A 16,912-nucleotide genomic window follows, 5' to 3' on the forward strand; every position below is an offset into this window, starting at 1 on the left:
TGTCCATGCCAGCCGACCCAGTCGGACAGCCGGTACACCGGTCGAGACGATGACGGATTCTTAAGCGGAGTCGCGTTATCCTGTGGATAGCCGGCCCAGGACTGGCCGCGCCCGCAATTCGAACCGACATCTTTGCGCCGTATTGCACCTCCTCTATCGCGACCTTGTCGAACGACCTTCGGAACCGCGAAGGGAAGCGGCCGGGGACGGGGAGCCCGGTCGCGCGCGTCGTGAATCGTGTCAGAGACCCCGGATCATGATCGATCTCGCCCTGGATGCCTCCGAAACCCGAGCGACTCGGCGGCCGGACGGCCGGCTTGGGCGGTCGGCGAAGCTCCGCATCGTCCTGTTCGGATTGGCCGGCGCCGGCGCGCTCGGCGGCTTCGGTGTGGCCGCCTCGAGCCTGATGGCCGGCCTCGCCGCCCCGGCCCCCGTGAAATTCGTCGCCTCCGGGCGGGCCGCCGACTGGCCCGATCTGAAGGACGGTCTCCCCGCCCTGGCCGGATCGGGCAAGCCGCCGTCGATGCAGGTGGAGAAGCCGGCCGAACCTGTGGGCTCGGACATGCGCATGGCCGGCCTGCCCGACACGTACGCCCCATCCGCCGCCGGTACATCCGTCGCATCCGCGGACGCTGCCCCGATCCCGGCGCGCGCGCCGGCACAGGCCGCGGCAGCCCCGGTTCCGCCGGCCCGCCGTATCCCGGTCCCGACGCCAGTCGCGCCCCTGGCCGCGGGCCGGCAGGTCGTTCCGCTGCCGCCTGCCCGCATGGCGGCGCTGCAATCTCCCCGCGCCTCCGAGACCGTGCGGGCGCGCGACGTGCACGAGCCGGCGGCCGCGCCCAAGCCGGTGGCGACGGCCGCGCCGCCCGCGACACCCGCGGCAATCTCCGAGAAGACCGAGAAGCCGGCGCGCAAGGTGGCAGCGTCCCACAAGCCCCCGGCCGTCGCCAAGCCCGCCGAGAAGGCCAAGGCCGCGCCGACTGCGGTGGCTCAGGCCGAGCCCGCGGAGGAGACCGAGGTGCTCGGGATCAAGCTGCCATCCCTGGCACCGGCCGGACGCAAGTTGAAGGAGAGCGTCGACGCCCTCGGCGAGGCCGTGAAGAACGTGTTCTGAGCACGGCGCGCCGGGTAGTCGTCGCCCGGCCGGGCCGGTCTGCTCATCCGCGAAGGAGGAACGCGGATCGCAAAGATCGCGATCCGCAGGGTCCCGTCCGTCAACCCCGGCCCGAATGGCGACCGGGCTTGTGGTCGGCCTTCGGACCCGACCGCTCGACCTTGCGCTGATGCTTGCCGGCGCGCGGGCTCGCGAAGCCCTTCGGGCCGCTCGGCCGGCCCTTCCGCTCGGCCGGGGCCGCGTCGCCCGCGAGCGCCTCTACCTGGATCTCCGGCGAGCCGTTGCGGGCGAAAGCTTCGGCGAAGCGCGCCGCCGCGTTGCCCCGGACCTCGAACTTGGTCTCGCGGTCGAAGATGCGGATCGCGCCGATCTCCTGGCGGTCGACACCGCCGCGGCGCGTCAGCATCGGCAGCAGCCGCCGCGGGTCGGCATTGTCGCGGCGGCCGAGGTTGAGCCTGAACCACACGGCCGGACCCATGGCGGCGATCCGCTCCGGATCCATCGGATCGTAGGGCGGGCGTTCCCCGCGTAGGGCGCGGCCCTCGCCCGGATCGCTGACCTCCTCGGGGGCCGGCAGACGGGTTCGATAGACGCGGGCCAGCAAGGCGGCCAGTTCCTCCGGGCTCTTGCCGGCGAGCAGCGTCTCCGCCAGCGCAACGTCCTCCTCGGCCGGCGGCTCCGAGAAGAGCGGATCGGAGAGCATGCGCTCGCCGTCCAGCCGGCGGATCTCGTCGGCCGAGGGCGGTCCCGACCATTCGGGGCTGACCTTGGCGATGGCGAACATCTGCTCGGCGCGACGGCGCCGGGAGTTGGGGATCAGCAGCACCGACGTGCCCTTGCGCCCGGCCCGGCCGGTCCGGCCGGAGCGGTGCTGCAGCACCTCGGCGTCGTGGGGCAGGTCGGCGTGGATCACGAGGCTCAGGGACGGCAGGTCGATGCCGCGGGCGGCCACGTCGGTGGCGACGCAGACCCGGGCGCGGCCGTCGCGCAGGGCCTGGAGCGCGGCGTTGCGCTCGCCCTGACCCAGCTCGCCGGACAGCGCCACCACCGAGAAGCCGCGTTCGGTCAGGCTCGCCTGGAGGTGGCGGACCGCGTTGCGGGTGTTGCAGAAGACGATGGCGGTCTTGGCGTCGGCCTCGCGCAGGAGGTTGAGCACCACGTGCTCGGTCTCACGCGGCATGATCCGCACCGCCCGGTAGGCGATGTCGGCGTGTCCCTTGGTCTCGCCCTTGATGGCGAGCCGCAGAGCATCGCGCTGGTAGCGCTCGGCCAGCGCCTCGATGCCCTTGGGCAGGGTCGCGGAGAACAGGTAGGTGGCCCGGTCCGGCGGAGTCGCCGAGAGGATGAACTCGATGTCCTCGCGGAAGCCGAGGTCGAGCATCTCGTCGGCCTCGTCGAGGACCACGGCCCGGAGAGCCCTGGGATCGAGGTTGCGGCGCTCGAGATGGTCGCGCAGGCGGCCCGGCGTCCCGACGACGATATGGGTGCCCTCGGCCAGCATCCGGCTCTCCCGGCGCGGATCCATGCCACCGACGCAGGCCGCGACCCGGCCGCCGGCGGGGCTGTAGAGCCAGGACAGCTCGCGCTGCACCTGCAGAGCGAGTTCCCGGGTCGGGGCGATCACCAGCGCGACCGGCGCCGCCGGGGGCGGCAGCATCTCGGCCTCGCCGATCAGGAGGCTCGCCACGGCAAGGCCGTAGGCCACGGTCTTGCCGGAGCCGGTCTGCGCGGAGACGAGCAGGTCGCGGGAGCCGGCGGCCGCCTCCAGCACCGCGGCCTGGACCGGGGTGGGATCGGCGTAGCCGCGGTCGGCTAGGGCCCGCGCGAGGGGGGCGGGCAGGGTCGGGAAAGGCAAGTTTCGGGAACTCTCAACGGCCGCGCCGCGCCCGGCAGCGCGCCATCGCGCGGCGGAGGAATCAGGCGCCGGACTTTATTCGGGTCTGTCGATGGTAATGCCTCACGGGCCGACTGACCACTCCCGCCGCAGCATGGGGCGGTTGCGCGCGTTCGATCCGGAGCCTGGAGGCTAGCCTGCGGCCGGTAGCGGGTCGGGATCACCGCGTCACCGGTCGTGGCCCTCCTAAGCCGCTCCGCGCGCGGGCCGTCGGCACCGGCCGAGCATCGCCCCATGATTCATGTCCGCACTGGTCACGTCATGAATCCGGACTAAGACGATGTCTGCCAGCGCACAATGAGGCGTCGACGGCGCGCCCGGAGAACACAACCACCATGATGGCAGCCCTACGGGTGGCGGTCGCCTGGGCGACGGTTCTGGCCTTCGCATGGTTCGGCAAAGGCTGGCTCGCCGACCTGTCGCAGCCGCTGGTCGCCGGGGGCCTGTTCGCGTGGCTGCTGGCGGTGATCGTCTGGGCGGCCTTCGGCGTCGTGCACGAGGCGGAGGAGCTCGCCCATCGCCTCGGCGAGCCGCTCGGCACCCTGGTGCTGACGCTCGCCATCGTGATCATCGAGGTGGCGCTGATCTCCGCCGTGATGCTCTCGGCCAAGGACGCGCCGACGCTCGGCCGCGACACGATGTTCGCGGTTTTGATGATCGTGCTGAACGGCGTGGTCGGACTCGGGCTCCTGGTGGGCGGCCTGCGGCATCACCAGCAACGCTACAACCTGCAGGGCGCCTCGGCCTTCCTCTCGGTGATCATCCCCCTCACCACGATCGCGCTGATCATCCCGAACTTCACCAGTTCCACCAGCGACGGGACGCTGACCACCCTCCAGGCGGTGACGTTCTCGGTGTTCACGCTGGCACTCTACGGCGTGTTCCTGCTGATCCAGACCGGCCGCCACAGCGAGTTCTTCATCGACGCGGAGGCCGTCGAGGCGGCCGAGCCGCCGGCAGGCTCCGGATCCGTCTCCGGCGGCGGCATCGCCAAGCATGTCGGCCTGCTGCTCGCCAACGTCGTGCCGATCGTGATCCTGGCCAAGAGCCTCGCGGTCATCCTCGACCACGGGATCGCGGCTCTGGGCGCGCCCACGGCGCTCGGCGGCGTGCTGATCGCCGCCATCGTGTTCACCCCGGAGGGGATCTCGGCGCTGAAGGCGGTGGCCCGCAACGAACTCCAGCGGGCGATCAATCTGTGCCTGGGCGCGGCGACCTCGACGGTCGGCCTGACCGTGCCGGCGATCCTCACCATCGGCCTGCTCACCGGGCAGACCGTTGTGCTCGGCCTCAAGCCCACCGAGATGACCCTGCTTGCCGTGACGCTGATCCTCAGCGCGCAGACCTTCTCGGGCTCGCGCACCACGGTGCTGGAGGGGGCGGTGCACCTCGTGCTGTTCTTCGTCTACCTCGTGCTGATCTTCAGCCCTTGATTGTTTGCATTCACCGATTCGGCACCGGCAGATCTTCGACTCCGTAAGTGCCAGAACCCGGTCATCCCGGGGCCGCGCAGCGGAACCCGGGCTCCAGACGCACCGACCTGCCAGACCTTCCCATCAGGGTGTCTCTGGATTCCAGGCTCGCCTGCGGCGCCCTGGAATGACGGGGCGGGTGGTCCAGCGAGCGCGTCGACCGCGGAAGCGATGAGGCCTCTCTCAGGCGCCGAAGCGCTCCGTGCGGATCAGGCCCGGCGCGACGCCCTGTGCCAGGATCAGGTCGGAGGCGGCGGCCACGAACCGGTTCGAGCCGCAGAGGAAGACCTTCCCGGGTTTCCCGAGCCGCGCGAGCGCGCCGGCGACGAGGGCGGCATCGATCCGCTTCCCGCCCGGATCACGCGTTGCGGCGAGGTGCAGGGAGACATTCGCATCCGCCTCGGCCAGCGCCTCCAGCTCGGCGAGCGCGATCATCTCGGCGCGGGTGCGGGCCGAGTAGATCAGCGCCACCGGGATCTCGCGCCAGCCCTGCGCCCGCCGCCGGAGCATCGCCAGCAGCGGGACGACTCCGGACCCGCCGCCGCCCAGGAGCAGCGGCCCACCGTCCGGCCCGTCCCACGAGAACGAGCCGCCGATCGGCCCGCGCAGCTCGACACGGTCGCCGACCGCGGCGACGTGCGTGAACCAGCCGGAGACTTCGCCGTCGGGCAGCGCCTCGATCATCAGTTCGAAGGTCCCGCTGCCGTCCTGCGCCGAGGCGATGGAATAGCTGCGCTGGGCCTGATAGCCGTCCTCGGCGGTGAGGCGGACATCGACGTGCTGCCCGGCCCGGTAGGATTCCGCGAGGCCGCACCGCAGCCGGACGCTCGTCACGTGCGGCGTGACCGGCGCGATCGCGGTGATCTCGGCCAAGTGCCAGCGGAAGACGATGGGCTCGACCATCGCGTCAGTCACCGGTGTAGCGCTGCTCACGCCAGGGATCCCCGTACATGTGGTAGCCGCGCAGCTCCCAGAAGCCGGCCGTGTCCGTCTGGGTGAAGCGCAGGCCCTTCACCCATTTCGCGCTCTTCCAGAAGTACAGATGCGGCACGAAGAGCCGCGCCGGGCCGCCGTGATCCGGGTGGATCGGCTCGCCGTTGTAGCGCGTCGCCACCAGGGCACGGCCGCCCACGAGGTCCGCCACCGGCACGTTGGTGGTGTAGTCGTCGTAGGACTCCGCCAGCAGGTAGCCGGTCGGCGCCGTGATGCCGGCATCCGCCAGCAGGTCGTCGAAGCTGACGCCCTCCCAAGTGGTGTCGAACTTCGACCACTTGGTGACGCAGTGGATGTCCCCGTGCCACGTGGTCCGCGGCAGCGCCTCGAACGCCTCCCAGCTCCACGCCTTGATCGGCCGGGATCCCTCGCGCAGCGTGAACCGCCACGTGGCGAGGTCGACCACCGGGTTGGGGCCGATCTGCAGGATCGGGAAGTCGTCGGTGAGGTATTGTCCCGGCGGCAGGCGTGCCCCCTTCTCGGGCGGCTGCCTGCGCCCGACGAAGCCCCGTGTCACCATGCCGGCCTCCGATCCCGTCTCTCGGTCCGGTGTGGTGCGGCGGAACACCCCACGTCAAGCCGGCATGTGCGGCCGAACAAACGCCCCAAATCTCGGGTGTGCTAGCAGGACTGTGCCGACAATCGGCACGAATCGCCTGCTTTCAGGGGGAAGTCATGAAGTACCTTCTCGCGACGAGCCTTGTCGTCGGGAGCCTCGCCACCCTCGCGCCGGCCGCCCAGGCCCGCGACGGGATCGGTGCCGGCGGCGCGGCCGCGCTCGGCGTGCTCGGTGGCCTCGCGGTCGGCGGCGCCATCGCGTCGTCCAACAACGGCTACTATCCGGGTCGCCCGGTCTACCGCGCCCCGCCGCCCGTCTACGTCGAAGAGGATTACGGCCCGGTCTGCCACTTCGAGCGCCGCCGGACCGTCGATCCCTACGGCGACGTCTACATCCGCCGCGTCCGCGTCTGCGAGTAAGCGGCTTCCGGGGTCGCCTCGGCGACGAGCGCCGGTTTCAGGCGCTCGGCGCAGGCGATCCCGCCGAGCACCAGGGCCAAGGCGGCGCCTTGCGTCGCGCCGAACGGCTCGCCGACCAGCAGGACGGCCAGCAGCGCACCGAAGATCGGCACGAGGTTCACGAACAGGCCGGCGCGGTTCGGGCCGATCAGCTCGACGCCGCGCATGAAGAAGAGCTGCGCCAGCAGCGACGGCCCCAGACCCACGAAGGCCACCATCGCCCAGCCCTCGCGGTTGGGCCAGACCGCGTGACCCGTCGCCCACTCGACCGCCAGCGGCGGCAATGAGGTCACGAAGGCCGCGAGCGCCATGGCGGCGAAGAAGGCCAGGGCCGGCACCTTCGGCCGGGTCGGCAGGAAGATGGTGTAGCCGGCGTAGAGCAGGCAGGCGCCGAAGACGAGGACGTCGCCGCGGTTGAAGGCGAGGTTCGTGAGGACCGACCAGTCGCCGTGCGTGGCGGCCAAGGCCGCGCCGATCAGCGTCAGCACCACACCCAGAACCTGCCCCGGCGTGACCGGAACCCGATAGGCCAACCGGTTCAGGACGATGACGAGGACCGGGATCGCGCCTTGGAACAGGGCGAGATTGATCGCGCCGGTATGGACGCCCGCCGCGTAGAACAGGCAGTTGAAGGCCGTGTAGCCGAGGCCGCCCATCAACAGGATGCGCAGCCAGTGCGGCCGCAGCTGCGGCCAGGCCGCCGCGAGATGGCGGCCGGCGAAGGGCATCAGCACCGTGCAGGCGACCGCCCAGCGCAGCGTCGTGATGACCTGGGGAGAGACGTGGCCGGGCGCCCAGCGGCTGGTGACCGCGTTGCCGGCCCAGAGGAGCGCCGTGGCGGTGAGCAGCAGGTAGGCGGGCGCGGCCGAGGCGGTCCGGGCCGCGCGCGCGGGTCTCAACGGCGGCGGAACTGGCCGCCGCGCATCGGCGGACGGGGACCTGAGGAGCGCTCGTCCTTGTGGCGGAACACGAGGCGGCCCTTCTCCAGGTCGTACGGCGACATCTCGACCGTCACCCGGTCGCCCGCGAGCGTCTTGATGCGGTTCTTCTTCATCTTGCCGGCCGTGTAGGCCACGATCTCGTGTCCCTGGTCGAGCTGCACGCGGTAGCGCGCATCCGGCAGGATCTCGATCACGAGACCGTCGAACTGCATCAATTCTTCTTTCGCCATGCACCTTCTCCAGTCGGACCGTCCGGCAGCAGGCGTTCCGGCAATGCGTGTTCGGCTGTCATCGAGCTCGGGAAACGCCGCAGGGCGCGGGTCCGATCCGACAGATCGGCCGCGCCAGCTCAGCAGCACGCCCCGCATGTAGTCGCCGCGGGAAGCTGCGGCAAGTCACGGCCGCGAAAGCCGATCCGTCATCGACATGAATTGCCGGGCTTCACGGCATGGCGAGGTCATTGCCGGCGTAATCCAGCCGGCCGTCCGGCGTCCGGCGCCAGATCCGCAAGGCGATCGGGCCGCCGGTCCGGTCGCCGCGGGTATCGAAACCCACCGGGCCGAGGAGCGTGCGCGTCTGGCCGGCGCGCAGGGCGTCGGCCACCGGGCGTCCCTCGGCGATGCGGCCGGTCTTCGGATCGGCCACCCGGGCACGCTCGACCGCCTGCGCGAGGAGCTGCACGGCCGCGTAGGCCTCCGCCGCCACGCTCTCCGTCTCGGGACTGCGCGGCGCGGCACGGGCGCCCCGGACCTCCGGCAGGCGCGGCGGGTCGGGCGGCAGCGTCATCACGGTCCCCTCCCCCGCGCTGCCGGCCGCCGCGGCGAAGCCGGGATCGAGGATGCCGTCGCTCGCCACCAGCGTCGCTTGGAGGCCGGCCTCCCGCAGGGCGCGAAGCAGCGTGGCGGCCTCCGGGGCAAGGCCGCCGAAATACACCGCCTCGACCCGCGCGGCCCGCAGCCGGGCGACCAGATCGGACAGGTCGCGCGTGCCCCGGGCGAACCCGTCGAACAGCACCTCCGGCATGCCGGCCTCCTTCAGCCGGGCCGCCACCGCATCGGCGAGGCCGCGGCCGAAGGTCGAGCGGTCGTTCAGGATGCCGATCCGCCGTCCGGCGAAGGCCCTGGCAAGATAAGCCCCCGCCACCTGCCCCTGCTGCGCGTCGCTCGGGGCCAGCCGGAACAGGTTCCACAGGCCCCGGCCGGTGAGCGGCGCGTAGGCCGCCCCCGGCGTCACCAGCACGGCGCCGGCATCCTCGTAGACCGGTGCCGCTGCGGCCACCGCGCCCGACTCGAAGGGACCGACCACCAGCCGGATGCCGTCGGCGGCGAACTTCCGGGCGACCGCCACCGCCTGCCGCCCCTCGCCGCCGTCATCGGCCGGAACGAGGACCCAGCGCGCGCGCCCGCCGGCGGTGCGGTTGAGATCGGCCACCGCCTGCTCGGCGCCCTGCCGCAAGCCCTGGCCGAAGGCGGCGTCCGGCCCCGTCAGAGGGGCCGACAACCCGATCCGCACCGGCGCCTGCGCGTCGGCCGGGCCGACGGCGAGGAAGCCCGCGAGGATCAGAACGAGGCGACGCATCATGGCGCCACTCTAGGGCCGAGACGGGGCCCTCCGGAAGGGCCGCACCGACGCTCGGTCGTCATCGTTGAGCGGATCGGGACGCTGATGCGCGTGGAAGCGCTGGCGATTGGCCGCGTTGTGCGAAATAAGGGCGGCGGCCCGGTCCGTTGCCGGGCCTGACGGGGCGCCCGCGCGCGTCACCGCCGAAGACCCTCTGGGACGATTGACGATCATGACCTCGCTGTTCGCCGGCATCCAGGACGCGCCGCTCGACCCGATCATGCGCCTGTTCGAGGCCTTCAACGCCGACCCGAGCCCGAAGAAGCTCAACCTCGTGGTCGGCGTCTACACGGACGCGGACGGCAAGGTGCCGCGCCTGCGCGCCGTGCAGATTGCCGAGAAGCGCTGGATCGAGAAGGGCCTGCCGAAGACCTACCGGCCGATCGAGGGCACCAAGCCGTTCCGCGACGCCGTGCAGGAACTGCTGTTCGGCAAGGGCGCGCCGATCCTGTCGCAGAACCGGGTCGCGACGCTCCAGAGCATCGGCGGCACCGGCGCCCTGAAGACCGGCGCGGACGTCTTGGCCAAGCTCTATCCGGGCGCCACCGTCGCGGTGAGCAACCCAAGCTGGGAGAACCACAAGGCCCTGTTCACGCAGGCGGGCTTCACCGTGGTCGATTATCCCTACTTCTCGGCGGAGACCGGTGGCGCCGACTATCCCGCCATGCGGGCCGCCCTCCAGGATCTGCCGAAGGGCTCGATCGTCGTCCTGCACGCCTGCTGCCACAACCCGACCGGGGCCGATCTCAGCCTCGACGAGTGGCGCGACCTCGTGCCCCTGATGGCCGAGCGCGGCCTGATCCCGTTCCTCGATATCGCCTACCAGGGCTTCGGCAACGGCCTCGACGCCGATGCCGAGCCGGTGCGCCTCTTCGCCGAATCCGGCCAGGAGTTCCTGGTCGCCTCCTCGTTCTCGAAGTCGTTCTCGCTCTACGGCGAGCGCGTCGGCGCCCTGACCATCGTGGCCGAGAACACGGCCGCCAAGGCCAAGGTCGAGGCCTTCGCCAAGCGACTCGTCCGGGCGAGCTACTCGAACCCGCACACCCACGGCGCGGCGATCGTCGAGATCGTGCTCACCGACCCGGAGCTGCGCGCCGACTGGGAGCGGGAACTCGCCGAGATGCGCGACCGGATCCGCACCATGCGCGAGCGGATGGCCGACAGCCTGCAGCAGCGTCACCCCGAGCGGGGCTTCGACGCCATCAAGGCGCAGAAGGGCATGTTCTCCTACACGGGCCTGAGCCCCGCGGAGGCCACCCGGCTGCGCGAGGAGCATGAAGTCTACGCCCTGGAGACCGGCCGGATCTGCGTCGCGGCCGTCAACACCCACAACATCGATCACGTCATCGACGCGATCGACGCCGTGGTGAAGGGCTGACCCGGTGGCGGCCCTCAAGCGCGTCTGCCGGTTCAACGTCTGGATCAACCCGGTCTTCGACGAACGGCTGAGGGCCGAGCCCGACATCGACCTGCAGGTCGGCGACCTGCAGGGTCCGGAGGACACGCTCCGGGCGCTTCTGGAGCAGGCGCACGTCTTCCACGTCTCGCCGGCACGGGACGAGCTGCCGCGCCGCTGGCACGTCACAGACGCCCTGCTGGCGGAATGCCCGAACCTGCTGGCCGTCTCGTCGGGCGGCGCGGGCTTCGACACGGTCGACGCCGCGGCCTGCACGCGGGCCGGCGTGGCGGTGGTCAATCAGGTGGGCGGCAATGCCCAGTCGGTGGCGGAACTCGCGATCGGCCTGATGCTGGCCGTCTCGCGCAAGATCTGCGTGTCGGACCGCCTGCTGCGGACCGCGCGCGGCTTCTCGCGGGAATCGCTGATGGGCCACGAGATCGGCGGCTCGACTCTGGGTCTCGTCGGGATCGGCCATACGGGCCGGGCGGTGGCCAAGCTCGCCCGCGGCTTCGATATGCGGGTCCTCGCCTACGATCCCCTGCTGTCGGACGAGGAGATCCGGGCGCGCGGTGCGGAGCCGGTCGACCGGGCGCGGCTGCTCGATGAATCCGACATCGTCTCCGTGCACTGCCCCCTCGACGACACGACTCGCGGCAGCTTCGACGCCGCATCCTTCGCGGCGATGAAGCCGGGAGCGCTGTTCGTCACCACCGCCCGGGGCGGCGTGCACGACGAGGCGGCGCTCGCCGCGGCGCTGACCTCCGGGCACCTCGCGGGGGCCGGCCTCGACGTCTGGTCGCCGGAACCGCCGAACCTCGATGCCGCCCTCCTCAAGCTCGACACCGTGGTGGCGACCTATCACACCGCCGGGGTCACCCACGAGGCGCGCCGCAACGTGGCTTCCTGGGGCGCCGAGCAGGTCATCGGCCTGCTCAACGGCGAGCGGCCGCCGCGGCTGGTGAACCCGGAGGTCTGGCCGGCCGTGCTGGAGCGGCGGGCGCGGCTCTTGGGTTGAGTTTCGAGCGGCGCCTGTCATCCGGCGCTGATCCATCCCACCCCCTTATCCTGGGGTGACCGCATCGGCGAGCCTCGCAGGAGGGCTCCAGGGCTGGCGCGGCCGGCTGGAGGGCTCCTTCGAGGCTCCGCTGCGCTCCGGCACCTCAGGATGAGGGTGTGGTTTGGATGTTTCGATCCTGACAGTCCATCACGTTGCAGCCCGCATCCACCCGAGCCCGGCCTCGGTGCCGGCTGCAGGGTGATACTCGCAGCCGACGAAGCCGGCATAGCCGACCGCCTCCAGTGCTTCGAAGATCGGATCGAAGGCGATCGTCCCGGTCCCGGGCTCGTGCCGGCCGGGATCGTCGGCGATCTGGACATGGGCGATGAGCGGGGCGTGGGCGCGGATCAGCGCCGCCGGGTCGTGACCCAGGCAGACGCAATGGTAGGCGTCGAACAGAAGCTTGACGTTGTCGCGGCCGATCGCACGGATCGCCTCCACCGCCACCATCGGGTCGTCGATCACGTAGTTCGCGATCGAGCCCGGGCCGATCGGCTCGACGATCACCGTCATGCCGCGCGCCTTCGCGGCGTCAGCCGCGAAGGCGAGGTTGTCGAGATAGGTGTCCCAGAGGCGCGCCTGCTCGACCCCCGCCGGCCGGACGCCGGCCATCGGGTGGACCATGCGGCAGCCGAGCTGCGCCACGTAGTCGAGGGTCGGCGCGATGGTGGAGCGATAGTAATCCACCTTGTCGGGCAGCGCCGCGAAGCCCTTCTCGCCTTTCGCGGCGTCGCCCGCCGGAAAACCGGTCTGGACCAGCGGGACACCCGCCCGTTCGAGCCAGCCCGCCACCTCCGCGGCCGGCGTCGCGAACAGGTTGGGGTGCTCGACCGCCCGGAAACCTGCCCGCGCCGCAGCGGCGAAGCGCTCGGCGAGCGGCAGTTCCGTGAACAGGAATCCGCAATGGCCGCTGAGGCGGTCCTTGTAGGCACCGAGCTTCATGGTTCAGGCGCTCCTGCCGGTCTCGATCATCGCGCGCATCCGGTCGACGGCCGCGTGGGGCGCCGTGAGGACCGGGACGGTCACGGCCTTCCGCACCGCCTCGGCCGCCCGGGACGTGGAAAAATGCGCCAGCATGATCGCGTCGCAATCGGCCAGCTCCGGCGCCCGCTCGGCAATCAGCCTGTTGTGGGTCTCGGCATCGCCGGCCCGCAGGCGCGCCATGGCGTCGTCCACCAGGATCGTGCGCAGGCTCGCCCGCCGGTCGGACTGCCCCACGAACTCATCGAACTCGTCGGTCATCGTGCCGATGGAGGGTCCGAAGGTCGCGAGCATGCCGATGCGCTCGCCCTGCGCGATCGCCGCGCGGAACATGGCCTCGTTGGGCTTCAGCACCGGGACCGGCACCGTCTCGATCAGCCGGTCGATGGCCGGGCCGAAGGCCGAGCACGTGATCAGGATGCCGTCGGCGCCCATGTCGTGGCCGTAGCGGCCGAACCGCACGAAGCGCTCGATCATGCCCTCCGAGATCTCGCCGGGCTCCTTCGCCCGGTCCGCCGACAAGCCGTCGTCGAGGAGATTGACCGTCTCGGCCTCGGGCCACCGCTCCGCGAACGCGGCCTGAATCGGTGCCATGGCGACCGGAGTCGCGTGCAGGAGAACGATGCGAGGAGCCATGCTGACGTCCGAGTTCGGCGAAGGCGGAACATCCGCTTTGTAAGCGATTTCAAAACGGTGGCAAGATGGCGCAGGTCATCCGGCCTCGCGCCGGGGCGGCGCCGTGCTCGCGCGCAGGATCAGTTCGGCGTCGATCTCGGTGAGGCGCACCACCGGCCTCCCCTGGATACGCGCGACCAAATGATCGCCCGCGGCGTGGCCGATCTCGGCGGAGTGGATGCGGATCGTCGTCAGAGGTGGGTCCAGGAAGGGGGCGAAGTCGGAATCGTTGTGGCCGATCACCGACAGGTCGCCGGGGACGGACAGGCCGCGGGCGCGCGCCTCGATCATGGCGCCGAAGGCGATCTGGTCGGTGCCGCAGATGATCGCCGTCGGTGGCGGACCGCCCGCCAGCATCTGACGGAAGCCGTCGCGACCGCCGCCGATGCCGTAGGAAATCTCGATGTCGTGCTCGGGGACGAGGCGCAGCCCGCGGGCGGCCAGCGCCTGGGCGATGCCCGTCACCCGGGCGCCGCCGCGGTCGTTGTCCTTGCGCAGGCCGGAGATCACGCCGATCCGGCGGTGCCCGAGATCCATCAGGTAATTGGCCGCCCGGGCCGCCGAAGCGGCGTTGTCGAACCCGACACAGGGGCGCTCCCGGGACAGGCTGAAGGTCTGCACCATGGGGATCCCGGCGCCGGCAATCCGGGCGTGGAGATCCGGATGGTGGATGTCGCCGACCAGCATCAGTCCGTCGATGCCCCGCTCCAGCAGGAAGGTCGCCTCCCGGAGCTCGTCCTCGAGGTCGTAGCCGGCATTGGCCGCGACCAGGGTGTAGCCCGCCTGCCGCAGCCGATCCTGGAAGCTCGACAGGACGCGGACGAAGGCCTCGTTCTCGATGTTGGGCACCACCGCGCCCACCGCCATGAACCGGCGGGTTGAGAGCGCCCGGGCGGCTCCGTTGGCGACGAAGCCGAGATCCCGGGCGGCGCGCATCACGGCCTCACGCTTGTCGGCCCGGACGCCCGCCGACCCGTTGAGCACGCGGGAGACCGTGGCCGTCGAGACCCCGGCGCGACGGGCGACGTCCCGCGCCACCGGGCTGCGCGCGGGCGCTTCGAGACTTTCACCCGGGAAGTCCAGCACGGAAACGGCCCCTCCAATTGACCCGCGGAAACATGGGGCGCGATACGCCGCATGCCGAATCCTCCGTGCGTTCGACCGGATCCGACGCGCAGACAAGCAGTATATTGACACCCCTCCGCCAGGCTGGCTATCTGAAAGCGCTTTCAAAAATGGCTCATCCAACGACCGACAGGGAGGCCCCGATGGCGACGCTCGACCAGCCGGCCTCCGGGCTGGGCGCACCCGAGCGCGCGGCGCCGACCGTCGGCGGGGCCGACGCGACGGCGGCGGGCATCGCCGCGCCGCAGGCGATCGTCACCAGCCTGAAGCGCAGCGACGCGGTCACGCCCTACCGGTTCCGCGACCTGCTGGCGCTGGACGATTTCGAGCGCCACGCGCGCAGGCTCCTGCCGCCGATGATCTTCCAGTACGTGTCGGGCGGGGTGGAGACCGGCTCGGCCCTGGCGCACAGCCGCGGCGCCTATGCCGACTATGCCCTGGTGCCGCGGCTGATGCGGGACACCTCGGCGCGGGACACCGCCACCACGCTGTTCGGCCAGACCTACGCGGCGCCCTTCGGCATCGGGCCGCTCGGCGGGGCCGCCTTCATCGCCTACCGGGGCGACCTCGTGCTGGCCGAGGCGGCGCGGCGCATGAACGTCCCGATGTGTCTCAGCGCCTCCTCGCTGATCAAGCTGGAGGACGTGCACGCCCAGAACCCGCAGGCGTGGTTCCAGGGCTACCTGCCGGGCGACCAGAACCGGATCGACCGCCTGCTCGACCGGGTCGCGGCTACGGGCTACCGCACCTTCGTGGTCACCGCGGACACGCCGACGCTGGGCAACCGGGAGCACAACATCCGCAGCGGCTTCTCCATGCCGATCAAGGTGACGCCCAAGGTGGCGTGGCAGAGCGCGACGCATCCGCGCTGGCTCATCGGCACCGTGGCCCGGACCTTCCTGAAGCACGGCGCGCCGCATTTCGAGAACACCGAGGCCGAGCGCGGGCCGCCGATGATGTCCCAGGGCGCGGTGCGCAACACCATCGCCCGCGACCAGCTCTCCTGGAAGAACCTGGAGGCGATCCGGAAGCGGTGGTCCGGCAATCTCCTGGTGAAGGGGCTGCTCGCGCCGGAGGATGTCGATATCGCCCGCGAATGCGGCGCGGACGGCGTGATCCTCTCGACCCATGGCGGGCGCCAGCTCGACTACGCCGTCGCGCCCCTCGACGTGCTCCCGGAGATCGCCGCCCGGAAGGGCGGGCTGAAGGTCATCGTCGACAGCGGCATCCGCCGGGGCACCGACGTGATGAAGGCCCTGGCGCTCGGCGCCGACTTCGTCCTGCTCGGGCGCCCCTTCATGTTCGCCGCCGCGCTAGGCGGCGTGACGGGCGTCGAGCACGCGATGCGGATCCTCAAGGAGGAACTCAACCGCGACATGGCGCTGATCGGCGTGAACCGCCTGTCGGAGCTCACCCCCGACTTCCTGCGCCGCGTCCCGCGGCGGGGCTGATCCGGAGATCTCGATGCCCGACACCGCGCACGCGCCCCTCGGCCTCGCCTTCGTCGGCTGCTTCACCACCGAGCGGCGCAGGGCCCGCGGCCGGGGCATCGACATCTACCGGGTCGGCGGCGGCCTCGAGTCGTGGTCGCATCTCGGGCGGGTCGAGGGGCTGACCAACCCGTCCTTCCTGGTCACCGACCCGGGGCGCGCCGTGCTCTACACCGTCCAGGGCGACGGCGCGGAAGCGAGCGCCTTCGCGGCCGACGCGAGCGGTGCCCTGCGCGCCCTCGGCGGCGCGGATACCGGCGGCACCAACAGCGTGCATCAGGCGCTCGATCCGGACGGACGGTTCCTGATCGTCGCCAACTACGCCAGCGGCTCGGTCGCCCTGATGCCGGTCCGCGCCGATGGCGGGCTGGAACCGGCCAGCCACGTCCTGCCGCTCCCGGGGGAGACCGGCCCGCACCGGACCGAGCAGGCCTGCGCCCACCCGCACCACGTGGTCCTGTCGCCGGACGGCCGCCACGCGCTCGTGCCCGACAAGGGGCTGGACCGCGTCTTCGTGCTGCGACGGGAGGGGGAGCAGCTCGCCCTCGTCTCGGAGACCGCGATGCGCCCCGGCGCCGGGCCGCGCCACATCGCGTTCCATCCGAGCCGCCCCCTCGCCTTCCTGGTCAACGAGCTGGACTCGAGCCTCGCCACCTGCCGCTGGGACCCGGCGTCCGGAACGCTGACGCCCCTGCATCTCGCCTCGACCCTGCCGCCGGACTTCTTCGGCGCCAGCACCGCGGCGGCCATCGTGATCACGCGCGACGGACGGTTCGTCTACGCGTCGAACCGCGGCCAGGACGGGATCGCGCGGTTCCGCGTGGACATCGCCGGGCGGCTCGATCCGGCCGGCTGGACGCAGGCGGGCGGCCGCGACCCGCGCTTCATGGTTCTGGCGCCGGACGGGGAACACCTCCTCGTCGCCAACGAGCAGGGCGACAGCCTCGTGGAATTCGCCATCGATCCCACGAGCGGGGACCTCACCCGGACGGGCTCACGTCCGAGCCTCAGCCCCTGCACCATCGCGTTCCTGTAGGAGCAGCAAGCGACCTGCAGGGCTTCCCGGCCTCAAGAGCAGAGATCTCTCCCGCAAATCCTCCCGCCACTGTCGGTGATGAGGACGAGACGCGAAGC

At 71.4% G+C, this 16,912-nt stretch carries 16 protein-coding genes; 7 read left to right on the forward strand and 9 right to left on the reverse strand.

Features of this window, described 5'->3' with window-relative positions:
- Positions 1–256 precede the first annotated feature (256 nt).
- On the forward strand, positions 257–1,114 hold the full coding sequence (locus ACLBX9_RS15065; RefSeq protein ID WP_447719489.1) for a hypothetical protein: 858 nt from the start codon (positions 257–259) through the stop codon (positions 1,112–1,114).
- 100 nt (positions 1,115–1,214) lie between these two features.
- Here ACLBX9_RS15065 and ACLBX9_RS15070 read toward each other — a convergent pair whose 3' ends face one another.
- Positions 1,215–2,969 carry a DEAD/DEAH box helicase gene (locus tag ACLBX9_RS15070; protein ID WP_447719490.1) on the reverse strand — a complete coding sequence of 585 codons (1,755 nt, stop codon included), beginning with the start codon at positions 2,967–2,969 and terminating at the stop codon, positions 1,215–1,217.
- A 374-nt stretch (positions 2,970–3,343) separates the two neighbouring features.
- On the opposite strand from ACLBX9_RS15070, the gene ACLBX9_RS15075 reads away from it, so the two are divergent.
- Positions 3,344–4,441 (forward strand): calcium:proton antiporter, encoded by a 1,098-nt coding sequence (locus tag ACLBX9_RS15075; protein WP_010682885.1) that lies wholly within the window; start codon positions 3,344–3,346, stop codon positions 4,439–4,441.
- A gap of 222 nt (positions 4,442–4,663) precedes the next feature.
- Here ACLBX9_RS15075 and ACLBX9_RS15080 read toward each other — a convergent pair whose 3' ends face one another.
- Both ACLBX9_RS15080 and ACLBX9_RS15085 read right to left on the reverse strand, forming a co-directional pair.
- Positions 4,664–5,383: an FAD-binding oxidoreductase gene (locus tag ACLBX9_RS15080; protein ID WP_447719534.1), complete on the reverse strand. Its 720-nt coding sequence runs from the start codon at positions 5,381–5,383 to the stop codon at positions 4,664–4,666.
- A 4-nt stretch (positions 5,384–5,387) separates the two neighbouring features.
- The gene (locus tag ACLBX9_RS15085; protein WP_010682883.1) at positions 5,388–5,993 is read right to left on the reverse strand and encodes a sulfite oxidase-like oxidoreductase; all 606 of its coding nucleotides are present in this window, start codon (positions 5,991–5,993) and stop codon (positions 5,388–5,390) included.
- A 155-nt stretch (positions 5,994–6,148) separates the two neighbouring features.
- On the opposite strand from ACLBX9_RS15085, the gene ACLBX9_RS15090 reads away from it, so the two are divergent.
- Entirely contained in the window at positions 6,149–6,451 is a 303-nt protein-coding gene (locus ACLBX9_RS15090) for a hypothetical protein (protein WP_010682882.1), read from the forward strand.
- Here the strand turns inward: ACLBX9_RS15090 and ACLBX9_RS15095 are convergent.
- From ACLBX9_RS15095 to ACLBX9_RS15105, 3 genes are all read right to left on the reverse strand, one after another.
- Positions 6,421–7,389: a DMT family transporter gene (locus tag ACLBX9_RS15095; protein WP_010682881.1), complete on the reverse strand. Its 969-nt coding sequence runs from the start codon at positions 7,387–7,389 to the stop codon at positions 6,421–6,423. The genes ACLBX9_RS15090 and ACLBX9_RS15095 overlap by 31 nt on opposite strands.
- Complete coding sequence (infA, locus tag ACLBX9_RS15100; protein ID WP_010682880.1) at positions 7,386–7,661, reverse strand: translation initiation factor IF-1; 276 nt, start codon at positions 7,659–7,661, stop codon at positions 7,386–7,388. Before infA ends, ACLBX9_RS15095 begins: the two co-directional genes overlap by 4 nt.
- Before the next feature lie 211 nt (positions 7,662–7,872).
- Complete coding sequence (locus ACLBX9_RS15105; protein WP_447719491.1) at positions 7,873–9,012, reverse strand: branched-chain amino acid ABC transporter substrate-binding protein; 1,140 nt, start codon at positions 9,010–9,012, stop codon at positions 7,873–7,875.
- 211 nt (positions 9,013–9,223) lie between these two features.
- Between ACLBX9_RS15105 and ACLBX9_RS15110 the strand changes: the two genes are divergently transcribed.
- Positions 9,224–10,429: an amino acid aminotransferase gene (locus ACLBX9_RS15110; protein WP_010682878.1), complete on the forward strand. Its 1,206-nt coding sequence runs from the start codon at positions 9,224–9,226 to the stop codon at positions 10,427–10,429.
- A gap of 4 nt (positions 10,430–10,433) precedes the next feature.
- Complete coding sequence (locus ACLBX9_RS15115; RefSeq protein ID WP_447719492.1) at positions 10,434–11,465, forward strand: hydroxyacid dehydrogenase; 1,032 nt, start codon at positions 10,434–10,436, stop codon at positions 11,463–11,465.
- Between the two features lie 189 nt (positions 11,466–11,654).
- Here the strand turns inward: ACLBX9_RS15115 and ACLBX9_RS15120 are convergent, their stop codons facing one another.
- From ACLBX9_RS15120 to ACLBX9_RS15130, 3 genes are all read right to left on the reverse strand, one after another.
- Positions 11,655–12,449 (reverse strand): hydroxypyruvate isomerase family protein, encoded by a 795-nt coding sequence (locus ACLBX9_RS15120; protein ID WP_447719493.1) that lies wholly within the window; start codon positions 12,447–12,449, stop codon positions 11,655–11,657.
- A gap of 3 nt (positions 12,450–12,452) precedes the next feature.
- On the reverse strand, positions 12,453–13,124 hold the full coding sequence (locus ACLBX9_RS15125) for an aspartate/glutamate racemase family protein (RefSeq protein WP_447719494.1): 672 nt from the start codon (positions 13,122–13,124) through the stop codon (positions 12,453–12,455).
- 75 nt (positions 13,125–13,199) lie between these two features.
- Positions 13,200–14,249: a LacI family DNA-binding transcriptional regulator gene (locus ACLBX9_RS15130; protein ID WP_447719495.1), complete on the reverse strand. Its 1,050-nt coding sequence runs from the start codon at positions 14,247–14,249 to the stop codon at positions 13,200–13,202.
- A gap of 182 nt (positions 14,250–14,431) precedes the next feature.
- Between ACLBX9_RS15130 and ACLBX9_RS15135 the strand changes: the two genes are divergently transcribed.
- Entirely contained in the window at positions 14,432–15,739 is a 1,308-nt protein-coding gene (locus tag ACLBX9_RS15135) for an alpha-hydroxy acid oxidase (RefSeq protein ID WP_447719496.1), read from the forward strand.
- A 13-nt stretch (positions 15,740–15,752) separates the two neighbouring features.
- Positions 15,753–16,814, forward strand: coding sequence for a lactonase family protein (locus ACLBX9_RS15140; RefSeq protein WP_447719497.1), 1,062 nt, complete (start codon positions 15,753–15,755; stop codon positions 16,812–16,814).
- Positions 16,815–16,912 lie beyond the last annotated feature (98 nt).

It is taken from the genome of Methylobacterium sp. A49B, from assembly GCF_053346215.1.